At 61.8% G+C, this 16,490-nt stretch carries 13 protein-coding genes; all 13 read left to right on the forward strand.

Going from position 1 to position 16,490, the window contains the following annotated elements; all coding sequences use genetic code 11:
* The 13 genes from QP503_RS02510 (at nt 1) to QP503_RS02570 (ending at nt 16,489) form a co-directional block, all read left to right on the forward strand.
* Entirely contained in the window at nt 1-978 is a 978-nt protein-coding gene (locus QP503_RS02510; RefSeq protein ID WP_285084198.1) for an SPFH domain-containing protein, read from the forward strand.
* 42 nt (nt 979-1,020) lie between these two features.
* On the forward strand, nt 1,021-1,242 hold the full coding sequence (locus QP503_RS02515; protein ID WP_285084199.1) for a type II toxin-antitoxin system antitoxin: 222 nt from the start codon (nt 1,021-1,023) through the stop codon (nt 1,240-1,242).
* A gap of 144 nt (nt 1,243-1,386) precedes the next feature.
* Nucleotides 1,387-2,667 carry an adenylosuccinate synthase gene (locus tag QP503_RS02520; RefSeq protein WP_006680743.1) on the forward strand — a complete coding sequence of 427 codons (1,281 nt, stop codon included), beginning with the start codon at nt 1,387-1,389 and terminating at the stop codon, nt 2,665-2,667.
* A 488-nt stretch (nt 2,668-3,155) separates the two neighbouring features.
* Nucleotides 3,156-4,130 carry a hypothetical protein gene (locus QP503_RS02525; RefSeq protein ID WP_285084200.1) on the forward strand — a complete coding sequence of 325 codons (975 nt, stop codon included), beginning with the start codon at nt 3,156-3,158 and terminating at the stop codon, nt 4,128-4,130.
* Nucleotides 4,131-4,227: 97 nt separating this feature from the next.
* The gene (locus tag QP503_RS02530) at nt 4,228-4,872 is read left to right on the forward strand and encodes a heme-binding beta-barrel domain-containing protein (RefSeq protein ID WP_285084201.1); all 645 of its coding nucleotides are present in this window, start codon (nt 4,228-4,230) and stop codon (nt 4,870-4,872) included.
* Nucleotides 4,856-6,145: a CAF17-like 4Fe-4S cluster assembly/insertion protein YgfZ gene (gene ygfZ, locus QP503_RS02535; RefSeq protein ID WP_285084213.1), complete on the forward strand. Its 1,290-nt coding sequence runs from the start codon at nt 4,856-4,858 to the stop codon at nt 6,143-6,145. The genes QP503_RS02530 and ygfZ overlap by 17 nt, the downstream gene beginning before the upstream one ends.
* Nucleotides 6,145-6,576, forward strand: a complete 432-nt coding sequence (gene dtd, locus QP503_RS02540; RefSeq protein ID WP_103633147.1) for a D-aminoacyl-tRNA deacylase — start codon at nt 6,145-6,147, stop codon at nt 6,574-6,576. Before ygfZ ends, dtd begins: the two co-directional genes overlap by 1 nt.
* A gap of 152 nt (nt 6,577-6,728) precedes the next feature.
* Nucleotides 6,729-9,197, forward strand: coding sequence for an ATP-dependent Clp protease ATP-binding subunit (locus QP503_RS02545; RefSeq protein WP_006680748.1), 2,469 nt, complete (start codon nt 6,729-6,731; stop codon nt 9,195-9,197).
* Nucleotides 9,198-9,680: 483 nt separating this feature from the next.
* Nucleotides 9,681-12,389, forward strand: a complete 2,709-nt coding sequence (gene ppdK / locus QP503_RS02550) for a pyruvate, phosphate dikinase (protein ID WP_006680749.1) — start codon at nt 9,681-9,683, stop codon at nt 12,387-12,389.
* Nucleotides 12,390-12,766: 377 nt separating this feature from the next.
* On the forward strand, nt 12,767-13,183 hold the full coding sequence (locus QP503_RS02555) for a DUF4418 family protein (protein WP_006680750.1): 417 nt from the start codon (nt 12,767-12,769) through the stop codon (nt 13,181-13,183).
* Nucleotides 13,161-14,072, forward strand: coding sequence for a DUF6273 domain-containing protein (locus tag QP503_RS02560; protein WP_257878466.1), 912 nt, complete (start codon nt 13,161-13,163; stop codon nt 14,070-14,072). The genes QP503_RS02555 and QP503_RS02560 overlap by 23 nt, the downstream gene beginning before the upstream one ends.
* A gap of 68 nt (nt 14,073-14,140) precedes the next feature.
* Nucleotides 14,141-15,265 carry an FtsX-like permease family protein gene (locus tag QP503_RS02565; protein WP_243440758.1) on the forward strand — a complete coding sequence of 375 codons (1,125 nt, stop codon included), beginning with the start codon at nt 14,141-14,143 and terminating at the stop codon, nt 15,263-15,265.
* 15 nt (nt 15,266-15,280) lie between these two features.
* Complete coding sequence (locus QP503_RS02570) at nt 15,281-16,489, forward strand: ABC transporter permease (RefSeq protein ID WP_006680753.1); 1,209 nt, start codon at nt 15,281-15,283, stop codon at nt 16,487-16,489.
* Nucleotide 16,490: the final 1 nt, after the last annotated feature.

A 16,490-nucleotide genomic window follows, 5' to 3' on the forward strand; every position in this document is an offset into this window, starting at 1 on the left:
ATGTCGCACTCGGTGGCTCAGGAAGAGCACATCAACGTCAAAGGCGTAGCTGATAATGCGTTTGCTGAAGCAAAAGCGCGCGTGAATATTACGGAAAAGAAGGCGCCGGCACTCGGATCGGCGATCGCCTTCCCGATGGCCTTGATCCTGCTCGCAGGTTTCGGCTACTCGATCTACCTGTTCGTTACAGGTGCGATCGCGGATGACGCTGGCGAAGCGGGCGGTGTCGCAAGAATAGTTTCCGGTTCGGTCATGTTCCTCCTCGTCATGGTGTTGATGCCCTGCTTGGCGGTCATCTCTCCTGGCCAGACCTCGGTTCGCCAGTTCTTCGGCAAGTACGTTGGCACGGTTCGCAAGACGGGCCTGGTGCTGGTACCGCCGTTGACGAATGGCAAGAAGGTCTCCGTCAAGGTCCATAACTTCGAGACGAGCGAGCTGAAAGTCAACGATTCCGACGGTAATCCGGTGAATATTGCGGCGATCGTCGTGTGGCAGGTTGCTGACACGGCGCGCGCGGTCTTTGCAGTCGAGCAGTACGAGGAATTCATCAAGGCTCAGGCGGAGTCGGCGCTGCGTCACGTCGCCACGTCGCACCCCTATGACGAGCCCGGCCCGGGCGAAACCTCGCTACGTGGCGGTACAGACGTCGTCTCCGCTGAACTTGCGCGCGAAGTTGCGGCTCGCGTCGAACTGGCTGGTCTTGAAATCGTCGAGGTTCGTATTTCGTCTCTCGCTTACGCGCCCGAAATTGCGCAGGCAATGTTGCAGCGCCAGCAGGCCGGTGCTGTGATCGCTGCCCGTGAGCAGATCGTTGAAGGGGCGGTCACCATGGTTGATCAGGCGCTGAACCGTCTGGAAGACAATGACATCGTGTCGCTTGATGATGAACGCAAAGCTCAGATGGTGTCGAACCTGCTGGTCGTGCTCTGCTCTGATCAGCGCACTCAGCCGATCGTGAATGCGGGCTCGCTGTACTGACCTGCTGGATTGGTATTGGGGAGCGAATCGCCGGGTGAGTAAATGACTCCGAAGAATGAGCGCAAGCAGATTCTTCTGCGCTTAGATCCTGCCGTCCACGAGGCGTTGTCCAAGTGGGCGGCAGACGATCTGCGCAGTGTGAACGCGCAGATTGAGATCATTCTGCGTCGCGCGCTGAAGGATGCGGGGCGTGAAGCAAAGGCTCAGCCGCTTCGAGGGCGAGGCCGCCCGCCCAAACAAACCCCCACTGAAGGGACGGAGTAAGATTTCTATTGCTTAATGCGTACGTGAAGGCGTATGCGTTAAGCGTGTCTGCTGTTACTGCTCACGCGCTGGCGTAAATCTCGGTAGAATTGTGCGAGGTGCGGCCACAGTCGTACGTATAGCAAGAATATCGGGGAGAAACCCATGCCAGCCGTGATCGTGCTCGGTGCCCAGTGGGGCGACGAAGGTAAAGGTAAGGCGACCGACCAGCTCGGCCAGAACACTGACTATGTCGTGAAGTTCAACGGCGGTAACAACGCCGGTCACACTGTCGTCATCGACGGTGAAAAGTACGCGATGCACCTGTTGCCCGCGGGCATCCTGTCCAAGGGTGTTACCCCGATCATCGGCAACGGCGTCGTCGTTGACATTGATGTTCTGTTCCAGGAATTGGCCGAAATGGAATCGCGTGGCGTTGACTGCTCGCGCCTGAAGATTTCCTCCAATGCTCACATCATCCCCAGCTACAACCGTCTGATGGACCAGGCGAACGAGCGCGCTCGCGGGAAGAACCAGATCGGCACAACCGGCCGTGGCATCGGCCCGACCTACGCGGACAAGATGAACCGCGTTGGCATCCGCATTCAGGATCTGTTCGACCCGAAGACGCTGAGCGAGAAGATCGAGGCAGCTCTTGCCCCGAAAAATGAGGTTTTCGCAGCCGTCGGCATGGAAACTCTCGACCCTGACACCGTCACTGAAGAACTGCTCGCATATGCCGATCGCATCCGCCCGATGGTCTGCGATGCGTCCCTCGAAGTGAATGACGCGCTCGATCGTGGCGACACGGTGCTTTTTGAAGGTGGTCAGGCCACCATGCTCGACATCGACCATGGCACGTACCCGTTTGTGACCTCGTCGAACCCGACCGCCGGCGGTGCGCTGACTGGCACCGGTGTTGGCCCGACCCGCATCGACCGCGTTGTCGGTGTTGCGAAGGCGTACACGACGCGCGTGGGTGAAGGCCCGTTCCCGACAGAACTTGATAATGAGGTCGGTGAGGCCCTGCGTCACAAAGGTGGCGAATTTGGTGTGACCACCGGTCGTGCTCGCCGCACCGGCTGGTTCGACGCGGTTGTCATGCGCTACGCGACCCGCATCAACGGCCTGACCGACATCTGCCTGACGAAGCTCGACGTGCTTTCTGGCTATCCGACCATCCCGGTCTGCGTCGCCTACGAGGTCGATGGTGTCCGCATGGAAGAAATGCCTCTTGACCAGGTCGGTTTCGAGAACGCTGTCCCGGTGTACGAAGAACTGCCCGGTTGGGAAGAGGACATCACCGGTTGCCGTACCTTCGAAGAGTTGCCGAAGAACGCGCAGGATTACATCGCGCGCCTCGAAGAGCTGTCGCGTTGTCGCATTCAGTCGATCGGCGTCGGCGCTGGTCGTGAAGCGACGATCGTCCGCTACCCGCTGATCTGACACCGCTGGCGACCGTCCGCCGTTTGGCGGATCTCTCGCCCCGCGCAGACTGAGCTGCTACTCCGCTGATTTCGGCGTGAGCTTAGCAGTACCGTCCGCGATCATAATGACGAGGCCTGGCCCGGGTGAAACACCCGGGCCAGCCTTGTTTTATCCCTTGGCGTTCATAGGGGCCTACAGGGAACGGGCGGAACAGAAAAGTGGCCACGACAGGAGACCCATCGCAACCACTTTCCAACGATTAGACACCGAGCCGAAAGCGCCTGTCGGCGCGAAGGCCGCTCGTAGCGGCAAAGTTTGGAGCCCGGGGCTTAACAACTCGGTGCGCGTACAAGCATACGTAATGCGAGCCTCGCTAGCGAGGGGAGGACAGGTGGGACATCCCACCAAAATGTGCGACCATGAATCGTATGGAGTCTGTTCCCACTCGACCTGCCTCGAGGCCCCATTCTCATCGAGGGCGTCGCGATTTAAGCGACCGCCTTTCGATGGCAACCCTGTCAATCACGACCGGTATGCGCTTATCCGCGGTCATCGTTCTTCTTTTCTCGATTCTGACCGTGGTCGTGTGGGCGTTGCCGGCAACGTCTTTGACGTTTGCTTCTCTGATTGCTCTGATCGGTGTTGTTCTTGCCTTCACGTGGGGTGCGCTTACCGGTCTGGATCTTCCTCCCCTCACGATTATCGCGTTGGCGTTTTCGGCAGCTGTTCTGCCGATGGTGGTCGCGCTGACGGGCGACTTAAAATATGGCGTTCCGGTGATTGGGGCGTCGGTTGTTGCGATTGTTGCTTCGGTGATTTTCACGGCTCCAACGCCAACGAATCACTCGTTTATCACGGGTGAGAATTGTGCTGAAACGATCGCGCAACGCCAGCGTGAGCGGGCTCTTCAGGAAGCTCTTATCGCAGGTGAAGCAGTCGATGAGGCCGATGTGATGGTGCTACGCCGAGTGAAGACTCGTCCCAATGAGCGTCCGACCTCTTTGACTCTTGCCTCCGCGATCGGAGCCTTGATTCTGATTGCCGCGTCGGCTGTGTGGATCACGTTGAATTCTCTTGAGCAGTGGAGCATGATGATCCCCGTTGCCGCGGTCTTGATTGCGCTGATTGTGTGGGGAGACCAGATTGGCCACACCTATCGTTCGCAGTCGATTGGTGCGCTTTCGGTGGGAGCGATCTCGGGCGCAATCATTGGTGTTGTCGCATATATTGCCGGTCGCGCATCGCAGATGACGCCGATTATTCTTCCGGGCCTTGCGTCTGTCATCGGTCCGATCCCGGCGGCCGCTCTTTTCGGTTTGCTTGAAGGTGTGGCTGTTGGTGTGACGATTGTGGTTCTTGATGGTCTGCTAGGTGATCACACGACGCGTCGCCCGCCGACGGGTGCGCTGGGTCGCGCCTGCGCAAAGTTCTTGGTTGCTGCGATTCCGATTTACGCGTTGATCCGCATCGGTGGCATCTGAGCCAAATCCTCGCTTCGAGCCTCGTAACTGCTGACTGACGCGGTGGTGGCGGATCCAAATATCGCGTGGGCGCGCGCAAACCTTTAGGCTAATTTCCATGATGGTTATTCCTGCTGATTTGCCTGTTGCTCTTGCTCCTCTCGCGTGGATGCTCGGTACGTGGAAGGGCTGGGGGATGGCCGCTGGCGCTGAAACGGATACTGCGATCATTGAAGAGATGCGCGGTGAGATTTGTGGTGAGCAGATGCGTTTCACCACGTCGATTTACCAGGGTCTTCCGGCTCCCGGCGTTGAGATTGAGCCGACGTGGGACGCTGCCGAGGGGCTGTCGCACATTGGTCGCGGTGAGCTTCTGGTCGAAGAGACGATGTACGTGTCGGTGATGCCGGGCACGGATGAACTGCCTCCTCCGGGTCAGTATGTGCCGCGCGAGTTCACGGCGACTTCGGCTTTGACGAATGGTCTTGGTGTGCTGTGGGCGGGTGTGGGAGTTGGCCCGCGCGTGCAGATGGTGTCGGATGCGATTGCGCGTGACGCGAAGGCGCAAGAGGTCGAACACCTGGGTCGCATGTACGGCCTGGTTGCGGGTGAGCTCATGTGGACGCAGGAAAAGACTATTGTCGGTGGCGAAGCTGGAGTTGAGTTCTCAGGCCGCTTGATGCGTACCGAGCAGGCGTGCACCGCGTCGGGCGAAGCCGTTGAAGGCATTGATGCCCAGGCTGAGAGTGGTTTCCTTGTCTGATTCCCCCGTTTCTTCCACTACGTCGGATTCGCCTGCTGACGAGTGGCTGTCTCCGCTTGCCACGTGGCCGGGTGCGATTCTCACGTCCGACGATCTAGGGGACCAGACCACCCGCGCTCAAGAAGCTGACACCCCTGAAGAAGGGGCGGAGCCACAGACCTTTGCGATCCCCGTGACGCCGATTGCCCTGCATTACGGCGACCCTTTGGGGGAACAGTGGGCCTTGGAAGAGGGGCGCGCGATCACGGATCGCGCAGACTTGGGCGTCATCACCGTGTCTGGTGCGGATCGTCAGACGTGGCTGACCAGCATTACGACGCAGATTGTCACGGGTATGGGCCCGGGGGATTCGAAGGAGCTTCTGGTTCTGGATCCTCAGGGGCATATTGAGCACCAGGCTGCAGTAGCGGACGACGGTAAGAACACGTGGCTGATCTGTGAAGGCTATGACACCCAAGGTCTAGCGGAGTTCCTGCGTTCGATGCAGTTTGCTCTGCGCGTGCAGGTTGATGTGCGCTCTGACGTGACGGTGTTCGCGACCGCGGGCAGTGACACGGATACAGCTACCGGGCTTCCCGGCCTCGTGCTGACGTGGAACGATCCGTGGCCGGGCGTGACCGAGGGAGGCACGGAATACTTCCAGGGCTCTCATCCGGGCGAGCGTTCACGGATACGTTTGCATGTTGTGCATCGCGACGGGGCGAAGCAGTTTATTACCGACTGGCTGGCCACTGATGCGAAGCGGAAGCCTGCGGGGTTCCTTGCGTGGGAGGCGATGCGTATTGCTGCGTGGCGCCCGCGCTTGGGTGTCGACACGGACGCGCGGTCGATTCCGGCTGAGGTCGACTGGCTGCGCACCGCGGTCCACACGAATAAGGGCTGCTATCGCGGGCAGGAGTCGATTGCTCGCGTGCTCAATTTGGGGCGTCCGCCGCGTCGCCTGACGTTCCTGCAGCTTGATGGTTCACGAGGCGACCTTCCCGAGGTAGGTACTCGCATTGAATCGAACGGTCGAGTTGTTGGTATCGTGACCTCTGTTGCTCGCCATAGAGAGCTTGGTCCGATTGCTTTGGCGGTGCTTGCGCGCAACGTTCCGGCGTCGATGGTGTTCGACTTGGGTGGTATTGCTGCAGCTCAGGAACTGATTGTTCCCGTTGATGGCAAATCTGCAATGTCCCCCGAAACACGTCCGGGCGCTGATTTGAATAATCCTGATCTGCGTCGCCATGACGTGTCGCCGATCGGTGGCCTGGGCGCGTTGGGAGCCCGCTGATGCGCGCGGTTATTCAGCGCGTGACCAGCGCTTCCGTGTCTGTTGACGGTCAGGTTGTCGGGGCGATTGATCGCCCGGGCCTGATGGTGTTGCTCGGCGTGAAAAGGGGAGACAGCGCGGAGCAGGTTGCGACTGTCGCCCGTAAGATCGCGGAACTTCGCATTCTCGGTGATGAGCAGTCCGCCTCGGAACTCAGTGCTCCGATCCTGGTGGTTTCGCAGTTCACGCTCTACGGGGATACGCGCAAGGGGCGTCGCCCCTCGTGGGTGAATGCTGCCCCGGGCGATGAAGCACAGCCTCTCGTCGATGCGGTTGTCGCCGATTTACGAGGTCGCGGCCTCGAAGTAGCAACGGGCGAATTCGGCGCGATGATGGAAGTTTCGCTGGTCAATGATGGCCCGTTCACCGTACTGGTGGAATCCGAAGCGTAACTGAAACAGCCGGGAGCCGATCGGCCTCGTCGATATTCCTTTTTCACCCCATGGCGAACTAACGCGCATATAATCGTGCGCTCGCTTAGTGTGGTTTCAGTTGAAGAATCACTCCGCGTGTTGGCGCGGTCCCCGGACGCAAAGGGAATGACATGTTCGAACGGTTTACCGACCGAGCTAGGCGCGTCGTCGTCCTCGCGCAGGATGAAGCGCGCGGGCTCAAGCACAACTACATCGGGACTGAGCATCTTTTGCTCGGCCTGATCTCCGAAGGTGAAGGCGTCGCCGCGAAGGCGCTCGCGATGATGGACATTAACGATGACGACGTCCGCGCGTCCGTCATTGAGATCATTGGCGAAGGCGAAAAGACGGTTGAAGGTCACATCCCCTTCACACCGCGCGCAAAGCGAGTCTTCGAGCTGTCACTGCGTGAGGCACTGCAGCTCGGTCACAACTACATCGGCACCGAACACCTTTTGCTCGGCCTGCTGAAAGAAGGTGAAGGCGTCGCCGCCCAGGTCCTGACCAAGCGTGGCGCTGACCTTTCCCAGGTCCGTCAGAACGTGATCCAGCTACTCAGCGGATACCAGCGCGGCGAAGGTGAAGGACGTGAATCTGTCGGCGCGGGCGTCGGCGGATCCTCCACGCACGAACGCCAGAACTCTGCGGTTCTAGAGCAGTTCGGTCGCAACCTGACCCAGGCTGCTCGCGATAACAAGCTCGACCCGGTGATTGGTCGTCGCGTCGAGATGGAGCGCGTCATGCAAGTCCTCTCGCGTCGCACCAAGAACAATCCGGTTCTGATCGGGGAACCCGGCGTTGGTAAGACCGCCGTCGTCGAGGGACTGGCGCAAGCAATCGTCCACGGTGATGTGCCCGAAACGATCAAGGACCGCCAGATCTACAGCCTGGATATGGGGTCGCTGGTCGCTGGCTCGCGCTACCGTGGCGACTTCGAAGAACGCCTGAAGAAGGTCCTCAAGGAAATCCGTACGCGTGGCGACATCATCCTCTTCATCGACGAAATCCACACCTTGGTTGGTGCGGGCGCCGCTGAAGGGTCGATCGACGCCGCCCAGATGCTCAAACCCATGCTTGCGCGTGGCGAGCTCCAGACGATCGGCGCGACCACGAACGACGAATACCGCAAGTACATCGAAAAGGATGCGGCGCTTGAACGACGCTTCCAGCCTGTGAAGGTCGACGAGCCCTCTGTCGAGGACACCATCGAAATCCTGAAGGGCTTGCGCGATCGTTACGAGGCCCACCACCGCGTCATCATCACCGATGAAGCAATCAAGGCGGCCGCTGAACTTGCGGACCGATACATCTCTGATCGCTTCCTGCCGGACAAGGCCATCGACCTGGTCGATGAGGCGGGCGCGCGCCTGCGTATTCGTCGTATGACCGCTCCGCCGGAGTTGCGTGAACTCGACGAGAAGATCGCCGAAGTTCGTCGCAACAAGGAATCGGCGATCGACGATCAGGACTTCGAGAAGGCAGCCGGCCTGCGCGACGAAGAATCCAACCTGGTTGCTCAGCGTGAAGAGAAAGAAACGTCCTGGAAGGGCGGAGAATCCGACTCCATCGCAGAGGTCACGGAAGAAGAGATCGCCGAGGTCTTAGCCATGTCGACTGGTATCCCGGTCTTCAAGCTGACCCAGACTGAGACGACGAAGCTTTTGAAGATGGAGGATGAGCTGCACAAGCGTGTCATCGGTCAGGAAGAAGCTGTTCGCGCACTGTCGCAGTCGATCCGCCGCACTCGCTCTGGGCTGAAAGACCCGAATCGTCCCGGTGGCTCGTTCATCTTCGCCGGTCCGACCGGTGTCGGTAAGACCGAGCTGGCGAAGGCGCTTGCCGAATTCCTGTTCGGTGACGAAGATGCTCTGATCCAGCTGGACATGTCCGAGTTCTCTGAGAAGCACACGGCATCGCGCCTCTTCGGTGCTCCTCCTGGCTACGTCGGCTACGACGAGGGCGGCCAGCTGACCGAAAAGGTTCGCCGCAAGCCGTTCTCTGTCGTCCTCTTCGACGAGGTTGAAAAGGCTCACCCGGACATCTTCAACTCGCTACTGCAGATCCTCGAAGAAGGTCGTCTGACCGACTCCCAGGGACGCAAGGTCGACTTCAAGAACACGGTCATCATCATGACCACGAACCTCGGCACGCGGGACATTAACAAGGGTGTTTTGACGGGCTTCCAGTCCGCTGACAACCTGACGCATGACTACTCGCGTATGAAGGCAAAGGTTGATGAAGAGCTCAAGCAGCACTTCCGCCCCGAGTTCCTGAACCGCGTCGATGACACGATCGTGTTCCCGCCACTGAACAAGGATCAGATCAAGCAGATCGTCGACCTGATGATCGCGAAGCTGGCCAAGCGTATGGAAGCGCAGGACATGCACCTGCAGCTCACCGACGAAGCACGCGACCTGCTGGCCGATCTTGGCTTCGACCCGGTGCTCGGTGCGCGCCCCTTGCGTCGCGCCATCCAGCGCGAGATCGAAGACGCTCTGTCTGAGCGCATCCTCTTTGGAGAGATCGTGGCCGGCCAGGTTGTTACGGTCGGTGTCGAGGGTGAAGGTTCGGACCGAAAATTCACTTTCAACAGTCACTGACCTTCAACGGTCAGCGACCTTCAATGGTCAGCGGCCGGCGTTGACCGTGTAGAGCTGGCGGGCTCACCCTTGGGGTGGGCCCGCCAGTGTTTTGTGCACCGACTGCACCTGGTGCGATGGTTTGGTTTGTTTTAGTGGGGTTTTGTCGCGTGAGGTGTAGGCGGTGACGCGTGTCGGTGGGTTTTGTGTTCCCGGGTGCACTTGGTGCGACGGTTTTGCGTGTTTGAGCTCGGGTGTGTCGCGTCAGGTGCAGTGCGTCGAGGGGCCTCGTCGATGGGAAGTGGAACGAGGCGTAGGCACACCTCTGCCCCTACTGAAACAGCCTGAAAATGTCATATATGCGACAAACTGCCTAAGCGAACTGCAAAGATGTTGAAAACAAAGGTAAAGCATTCGGTGACCTAAGTCCCTTTTTGCTATTCTTCCCACTAGCGGCCCGATGGTGGGCCACTTTTACGTGATCGACGGAAGTTGAGGACCTCAATGGTCAAATATGTGTATGACTTCTCCGAGGGCGACAAGTCCATGAAGGACCTGCTCGGAGGTAAGGGTGCAAACCTTGCGGAAATGACGAAGCTTGGACTGCCCGTTCCCCCCGGATTCACCATCACCACCGAGGCATGCCGCGCATACCTCAAGGATTCGATTGTTCCCGAATCCCTGGAAACTGAGGTGACCACCGCTCTTCGCCGCGTCGAAGATCAGATGGAACGCCACCTGGGTGACCCCTACAACCCGCTCCTTGTCTCGGTGCGTTCAGGCGCAAAGTTCTCGATGCCGGGCATGATGGAAACCGTCCTCAATATCGGTCTGAACGACGACTCGGTTCAGGGTCTCGCAAAGATCTCGGGCAACGAGCGCTTCGCATGGGACTCCTACCGTCGTCTGATCCAGATGTTCGGCAAGACGGTTCTCGACATTGATGGTGACCTGTTCTCCGACGCCCTGGACGATCTGAAGGCAGCTCGTGGCGTCAAGGGCGACACCGAATTGACCGCTGACGACCTGAAGGGCCTCGTTGAGACCTTCAAGAAGATCGTTTCCGAGCAGAAGGGCATGGACTTCCCGCAGGATCCTCGCACCCAGATGGATATGGCCATCGAAGCCGTGTTCCGCTCCTGGAACACCGAGCGCGCACGCATCTACCGTCGTCGTGAGCGCATCCCTCACGACCTGGGCACCGCAGTCAATATCTGCACTATGGTCTTCGGTAACATGGGTGAAGGCTCCGGCACCGGTGTCTGCTTCACCCGCGACCCCTCGTCCGGCCACGCAGGCGTGTACGGCGACTACCTTGAGAACGCTCAGGGTGAGGACGTCGTTGCAGGTATCCGCAACACCCTGTCCCTCGCCGACCTCGAGAATATCGACAAGGCTTCCTACGACAAGTTGCGTGGCATCATGCGCAAGCTTGAAACCCACTACCGCGACATGTGTGATATCGAGTTCACCATCGAGCGCGGCAAGCTCTGGATGCTCCAGACCCGCGTTGGCAAGCGCACCGCTGCCGCCGCATTCCGTATCGCCATCCAGCTGACCGAAGAAAAGCTGATTACCCGCGACGAGGCCCTGACTCGCGTCACCGGCGATCAGCTGACCCAGCTGATGTTCCCGCAGTTCGACTCGAAGGCTGCCAAGGAACTCATCGCACGTGGCATGGCCGCTTCACCGGGCGCAGCAGTCGGCAAGATTGCCTTCGACAACGCTCAAGCTGAGAAGTTCCACGCTGACGGCGTCAAGTGCGTTCTGGTTCGTCGCGAAACCAACCCGGATGACCTGCCGGGCATGGTTGTCGCCGAAGGCGTTCTGACCGCCCGCGGTGGCAAGACCTCGCACGCTGCAGTTGTCGCGCGTGGTATGGGCAAGACCTGCGTCTGTGGCGCCGAAGCACTCGAGATTGACGCCGAGGCCGGCACCGTCGTCATTGATGGCACCACCTACACCTCCGACGACACGATCGCGATCGACGGTCAGACTGGTGAAATCTTCATCGGCGAGGTCCCGGTTACCGACTCTCCGGTCACCACCTACCTGTCGCACGGCCTCGAAGCTGGCCTGATTGCTGCCGGCAACGACGAAGGCACCCAGGAACTGGTTAAGGCGGTTGACAAGATCCTGCAGCGCGCCGACAAGGTTCGTCGCCTGAGCGTCCGCGCCAACGCTGACACCCCGACCGACTCGCGTCGCGCGATCGAGTTCGGCGCTGAAGGCATCGGTCTCTGCCGTACCGAGCACATGTTCCTCGGCGCACGTCGCCCACTGGTTGAGCGCGCAATCCTCTCCGCACCGGGCTCGAAGGAACGCGCCGCAGCGTTCGGCGAACTCGAAAAGCTTCAGAAGCAGGACTTCCTCGAGATGCTCGAGGTCATGGATGGCAAGTCGATGACCGTCCGCCTGATTGACCCGCCGCTCCACGAGTTCATGCCGGCACTGTCCGAGCTGGAAATCAAGGTTGCTGTCGCGAAGGCGACCGGCGAAGCTGATCCGGCTGACGAGAAGATGCTGGCTGAGGTTCGTCGCTTCCACGAGCAGAACCCGATGCTCGGCCTGCGTGGCGTCCGCCTCGGCATTTACCTGCCCGGCCTGTTCGCCCTGCAGATGCGCGCACTCTGCGAGGCAGCCGCTGAACTCGTTTCCCGTGGCCTGTCCCCGAAGCCGGAAATCATGGTTCCGCTGGTCGGCTCCGTCCGCGAGCTCCAGCTGATCCGCGAAGAGGGCGAAGACATTATCGCCGAGGTCGCAGCCGAGCGTGGCGTTGACCTGTCCGGTGTCACCATCGGTGCAATGATCGAGCTTCCGCGTGCAGCAATGACCGCTGAAGATCTCGCTGAAGAAGCTGACTTCTTCTCGTTCGGCACGAACGACCTGACTCAGACCGTCTGGGGCTTCTCGCGTGACGACGTCGAAGGCGTCTTCTTCCCGCACTATATTGAGGCGGGCATCTTCGGTGTTTCGCCGTTCGAGTCCATCGATGTCCACGGTGTTGGCACCCTGGTCCGCGAGGGCGTGACGCGCGCTCGTTCGACCAAGCCGAACATCAAGCTGGGTGTCTGTGGCGAGCATGGTGGCGATCCGCTGTCGATCCACTTCTTCCACGAGGTCGGCGTCGATTACGTGTCGTGCTCGCCGTTCCGCGTCCCGGTTGCTCGCCTTGAGGCTGGCCGCGCCGCGGTCCTCACCGAGGAGGCCTGAGCCGATTCCGCGGCCCGGATCGTGCGCCCGTGGAACGGGAGTCGGTCCGGATCGTGCTCTCCCGTCGCCGATGAGCGGCGATGAGAGCCCGTCGAACCTCGGAGCCCCCGCCCTCGACCGTCGTGGCCGAGAGCGGGGGCTCCGCCTTCCCCGGGAGCGGGCGACGTCGCCCTCCGGCTGTTTCTGCCCGATTATCGCGTATGTCGAAGGCTCTCGGGCGCTTCCGGTTTCCGGAATCCCAGGATGAGAGATCCGCGGTCCGGCGATCCGCAGTCCGGCGGTGCCCGCAGATTGACAATTTAAGTAAGGATGCCCTTAACTATATGTGTTCAACCTCGTCAGCATATGAGCCCGTTAAAGAACAAAGGAGCAAACCCATGTCGAAGAAGAATCTGGCGCTCGCCGTCGCCCCAGCAGCGTTGAGTGCCCTGCTCATCCTCGGGGTCACGACGGTCTTCTCCGCCTGCCCCCGTCGAGAGGACGGCACCTGGATGCACTGTCACCAGTGTCAGAACACGGTCGCTGCGGGAGGCATCGGCCTCGTCGTCCTCTTCGGTACCGCCGCTTTCGTGAAGAACAGGGGTGTGAGGATCCTTCTTCAGCTTCTCGCCATCATCGCGAGTGTCGTCCTCTTCTTCGTCCCCGGCGGGATCTGCCCCATGTGCATGATGAAGAACATGCGCTGCTACACCGTATTCCAGCCCTTCACCCGAGTGATGACGGGTCTCATCGCCCTGTCCGGCGCAGGGGCGCTCGCCTCCGTGGCGAAGCGTGGCGAGCGGACCGTCGCCTGAGGTGAGGGCGCGTGCCATCGCGCTTCCGCCCTCCCCTGCGAGGCGGAAGCGGCGCGCGATCGTCGTCGGGGTCGCGTTGCTTGCGCTCGCGCTCGCCCTCTTCGGGATCCACCGCCTTCGGATGGACGCCGCCTATCGGGAGGCTCTCCGCCTTGAAGAGGTCGGCGAGCGCGAAGGGGCCTACCGCGCCTATTCGCGCCTCGATGGGTACGCCGACTCGGCCGAGCGCCTTCGGGGGATGACCGAGGCGGACCCCGCCCTCCCTTATCGTTCGGCGAAGAAGGGGGATCTCATCGAGTTCGGCTCCTTCGAACAGGACGGCGATGCCGCGAACGGCCCGGAGCCGATCCGCTGGATCGTCCTCGACCGGATCGACGGGAGGCTGCTGCTGCTCAGCCGCGATTCCCTCGACGCCGCCCCCTACCACCGCGTCCCCTTCGAGCCCGTCACCTGGGAGCGCTCCGACCTCCGCAGATGGATGAACTCGGACTTCCTCGCGGCAGCTTTCAATGAAAGCGAGCTCTCCCTCGTCCCGACGGTCGAGGTCCCCAACACTCCGCAGTCCACGACCGGCACCGCTGCGGGCCCCGCGACGAAGGATCGCGTCTTCGCGCTGAGCGAGACCGAGGCCTCGATCTACATCTCCAACGCCGTCGAGCGCGCCGCGCTCGGTTCGGCCGCCCTGTCTGCGGCCGTCGACAACGACGATCTGCCCGCGGACGAGGAGGGGCGGGCCGACTGGTGGTTGCGCTCCCCGGGGACCTACGACTTCACGGCGCAGTACGTCGACCGTGAGGGCGTACGCCACGGCTCCGGTGCCGCCGCCGATGCGACCTACGGAGTCCGTCCGGCCCTGTGGCTCGATACGAGCGCGGGAGGTGCCGGGTGATGAGGCACGACCGTCTTTCCCTGAGGGGCCTCCCGCTGAAGAGCGCGCGGGCCCGCCCGCTGAGGACGATGATCATCGCGCTCCTCGCGCTCGCGCAGACCGCCTGTGCGCTGACGGGCCTGCTCCTCGTGCAGTCGACGAGGGCGGAGCTCTCTCTGGCTCGAGACAGACTGGGCGCGGACGTCGTCGTCTACCCCTCGGCGGGCTTCCTACAACTCGACAAGTCCTGCATCCAGATGGTCGGTAGCCCCGTCCTCTTCCACAAGGAGCGCTCAACTCTGTCGCGTCTGAACTCCAACGAGGACATCGATCGCATCGCCTATCAGCTCTACCTGTCGGACGCGAGCGGTGGGGGGGAGCCCCTCTGGATCATCGGTTTCGACCCCGCCTCCGACTTCGTCGTCGCGCCCTGGCTGCGCGAGGGCCCCGATCACGTGGTGCCGGAGGGATCCGTCGCGGTGGGCGCCGATGTGGCGGTGTCGCGGGAGGGCACGGTGACCCTCTTCGGCGAGGAATGGCCGGTCGACTCCCATCTCGAGAGGACCGGCGCCGAGCTGGACAAGGCGGTGCTCGTGCCGATAGGCTCCCTCGAGCGGGTGATCGCCGCCGCGGTCGCCACAGGCGACGATTCCTATGCCTCTATCGACCCGCATGCCGACTACTCGGTCGCGCTGCTACGACTCAAGGAGCGCTCCGACGCGGAATCGGTGACGAACTGGATCAACCTCTACATCCGACGCGTGACGGCCGTCCATTCGGAGGAAGCGCTGGCGGGGACCGCCTCCTCGGTGTCCGCGCATTCGTCCATGCTCGCCGGGGTCGCGGCCCTGACGTGGCTGATCCTGCTCGGGGCGCTCGCCGTCGCCCAATGGGCGCTGTTCAACGAGCGGCGCCGCGAGGCGAACGTGTGGCGGATCCTCGGGGCTTCGAGGGCCCTCGTCGAGCGCGTCCTCCTACGGGAGGCGCTCATGGTCCACGCCTCGGGGGCTCTGCTCGGGGCGCTCGTGGCAGCGGGGCTCGTCGCCCTCATCGGCGTCGCGCCCGTGAGGAGCGAGCTCGTCTCCCCGGGCAACCTCGCCACGCTCGCCGCCGCGGCGATGGCGATGAGCCTCCTCGTCGCCTGGATCGGCGCAAGGGCCGTGCTTCCGAGGCTGTTGCGAGCCGCCGACGACTCGATGCTGTTGACGACGTAGGAAGGAGACGGATCCATGCGTTCTTTGAGGGAGCTGCCCCTTCGCGCTCTGCGCGCGCAGCCGATTCGCGCCTTCGCGCTGTTCATATTCGCAGCGCTCATGGCCTCGGCCGTCTTCGGGGGAACCATCCTCGTCCAGGGGATCTGCGGCGGCTTGGCGACGGTGGAGGCGCGTCTCGGGGCCGATGTGCTCGTCACCCCGAGCGATGCCGGCGGAGATTTCGACGCCCAGACCTTCCTCCTCGAGGCCGAGCCGGGCTATTTCTACATGGATGCGGGAGTCGTTGCGAGGGTCCGCGATGTCGTCGGCGTGGAGAAGGCATCTCCCCAGATCTTCCTCGCATCCGCGAGGGCGAGCTGCTGCTCGGGGAGATACCAGGTCATCGCCTTCGATCCGGAGACGGATTTCGCCATTCAACCGTGGATCGCCGACACGACGGGCGACGTGGAGATCGGCGAGATGGACGTCCTCGTGGGAGCGAACGTCACCGTACCGGTCGACGGCTCCTTCAAGATCTACGGTCGGACTCTCAGGGTCGTCGGCCAGTTCGATCCGACAGGCTCGACCCTCGACAACGCCGTGTACGCGAACTTCGACACGGGCAGGAGCCTCATGGCGGCCTCCTTGGAGAAGGGACTGAACAAGTATCAGGACGCCGATCCGGGGAGCGTCGTGTCCTCGGTTCTCGTCCGCGTCGCGGACGGCGAGGACGCGGAGGCAGTCGCTCAGCGGATCCGCGAGAACGTGGACGGGGTCTCCGTTTCGACGGCGAAGAGCATGGTCTCGGGGATCTCGGAGACGCTCGTGCGGACATCGCGCGCGGTCGCGCTGCTCGTGGGCGTCGTATGGGCGGTCGGATCGGGGATGAGCGTCCTCGTGTTCACGATGATGATTCACGAAAGGGCTCGGGAGTTCGCCCTCCTCAGGGCGATGGGCGTGAGTCGCTCGCGGCTCGGACGTCTCGTCCTCGCGGAGTCCGCGGCCGTCGATCTGGCCGGCGCGCTCGCGGGCATCGTCGTGTCGGGGGTCCTGCTCTCGGCCTTCCGGGTGCTGGTCAGTCAAATGCTCGGCATCGGGTTCCTCATGCCGGGGCCCTTGGAGTCGGGACTCATCGCCCTCGCCGCGCTCCTGGTCGCCCTGGCCTCGGCGGGAGTCGCGGGGTGGGTCTCGATTCGCCGTATCGGTGCGATGGACGTGGGGCTCGTCCTCAGGGAAGGGGAATGAC

It is taken from the genome of Pauljensenia sp. UMB0895, assembly GCF_030218905.1.
Lineage (GTDB): Bacteria > Actinomycetota > Actinomycetes > Actinomycetales > Actinomycetaceae > Pauljensenia > Pauljensenia turicensis_A.

Excerpts from the sequence above, each read along its gene's own strand:
- QP503_RS02510 (WP_285084198.1), top strand. The coding sequence starts at position 1 with ATGTCGCACTCGGTGGCTCAGGAAGAGCACATCAACGTCAAAGGCGTA.
- QP503_RS02515 (WP_285084199.1), top strand. The coding sequence starts at position 1,021 with ATGACTCCGAAGAATGAGCGCAAGCAGATTCTTCTGCGCTTAGATCCT.
- QP503_RS02520 (WP_006680743.1), top strand. The coding sequence starts at position 1,387 with ATGCCAGCCGTGATCGTGCTCGGTGCCCAGTGGGGCGACGAAGGTAAA.
- QP503_RS02525 (WP_285084200.1), top strand. The coding sequence starts at position 3,156 with ATGGCAACCCTGTCAATCACGACCGGTATGCGCTTATCCGCGGTCATC.
- QP503_RS02530 (WP_285084201.1), top strand. The coding sequence starts at position 4,228 with ATGATGGTTATTCCTGCTGATTTGCCTGTTGCTCTTGCTCCTCTCGCG.
- dtd (WP_103633147.1), top strand. The coding sequence starts at position 6,145 with ATGCGCGCGGTTATTCAGCGCGTGACCAGCGCTTCCGTGTCTGTTGAC.
- QP503_RS02545 (WP_006680748.1), top strand. The coding sequence starts at position 6,729 with ATGTTCGAACGGTTTACCGACCGAGCTAGGCGCGTCGTCGTCCTCGCG.
- ppdK (WP_006680749.1), top strand. The coding sequence starts at position 9,681 with ATGGTCAAATATGTGTATGACTTCTCCGAGGGCGACAAGTCCATGAAG.
- QP503_RS02555 (WP_006680750.1), top strand. The coding sequence starts at position 12,767 with ATGTCGAAGAAGAATCTGGCGCTCGCCGTCGCCCCAGCAGCGTTGAGT.
- QP503_RS02565 (WP_243440758.1), top strand. The coding sequence starts at position 14,141 with ATGATCATCGCGCTCCTCGCGCTCGCGCAGACCGCCTGTGCGCTGACG.
- QP503_RS02570 (WP_006680753.1), top strand. The coding sequence starts at position 15,281 with ATGCGTTCTTTGAGGGAGCTGCCCCTTCGCGCTCTGCGCGCGCAGCCG.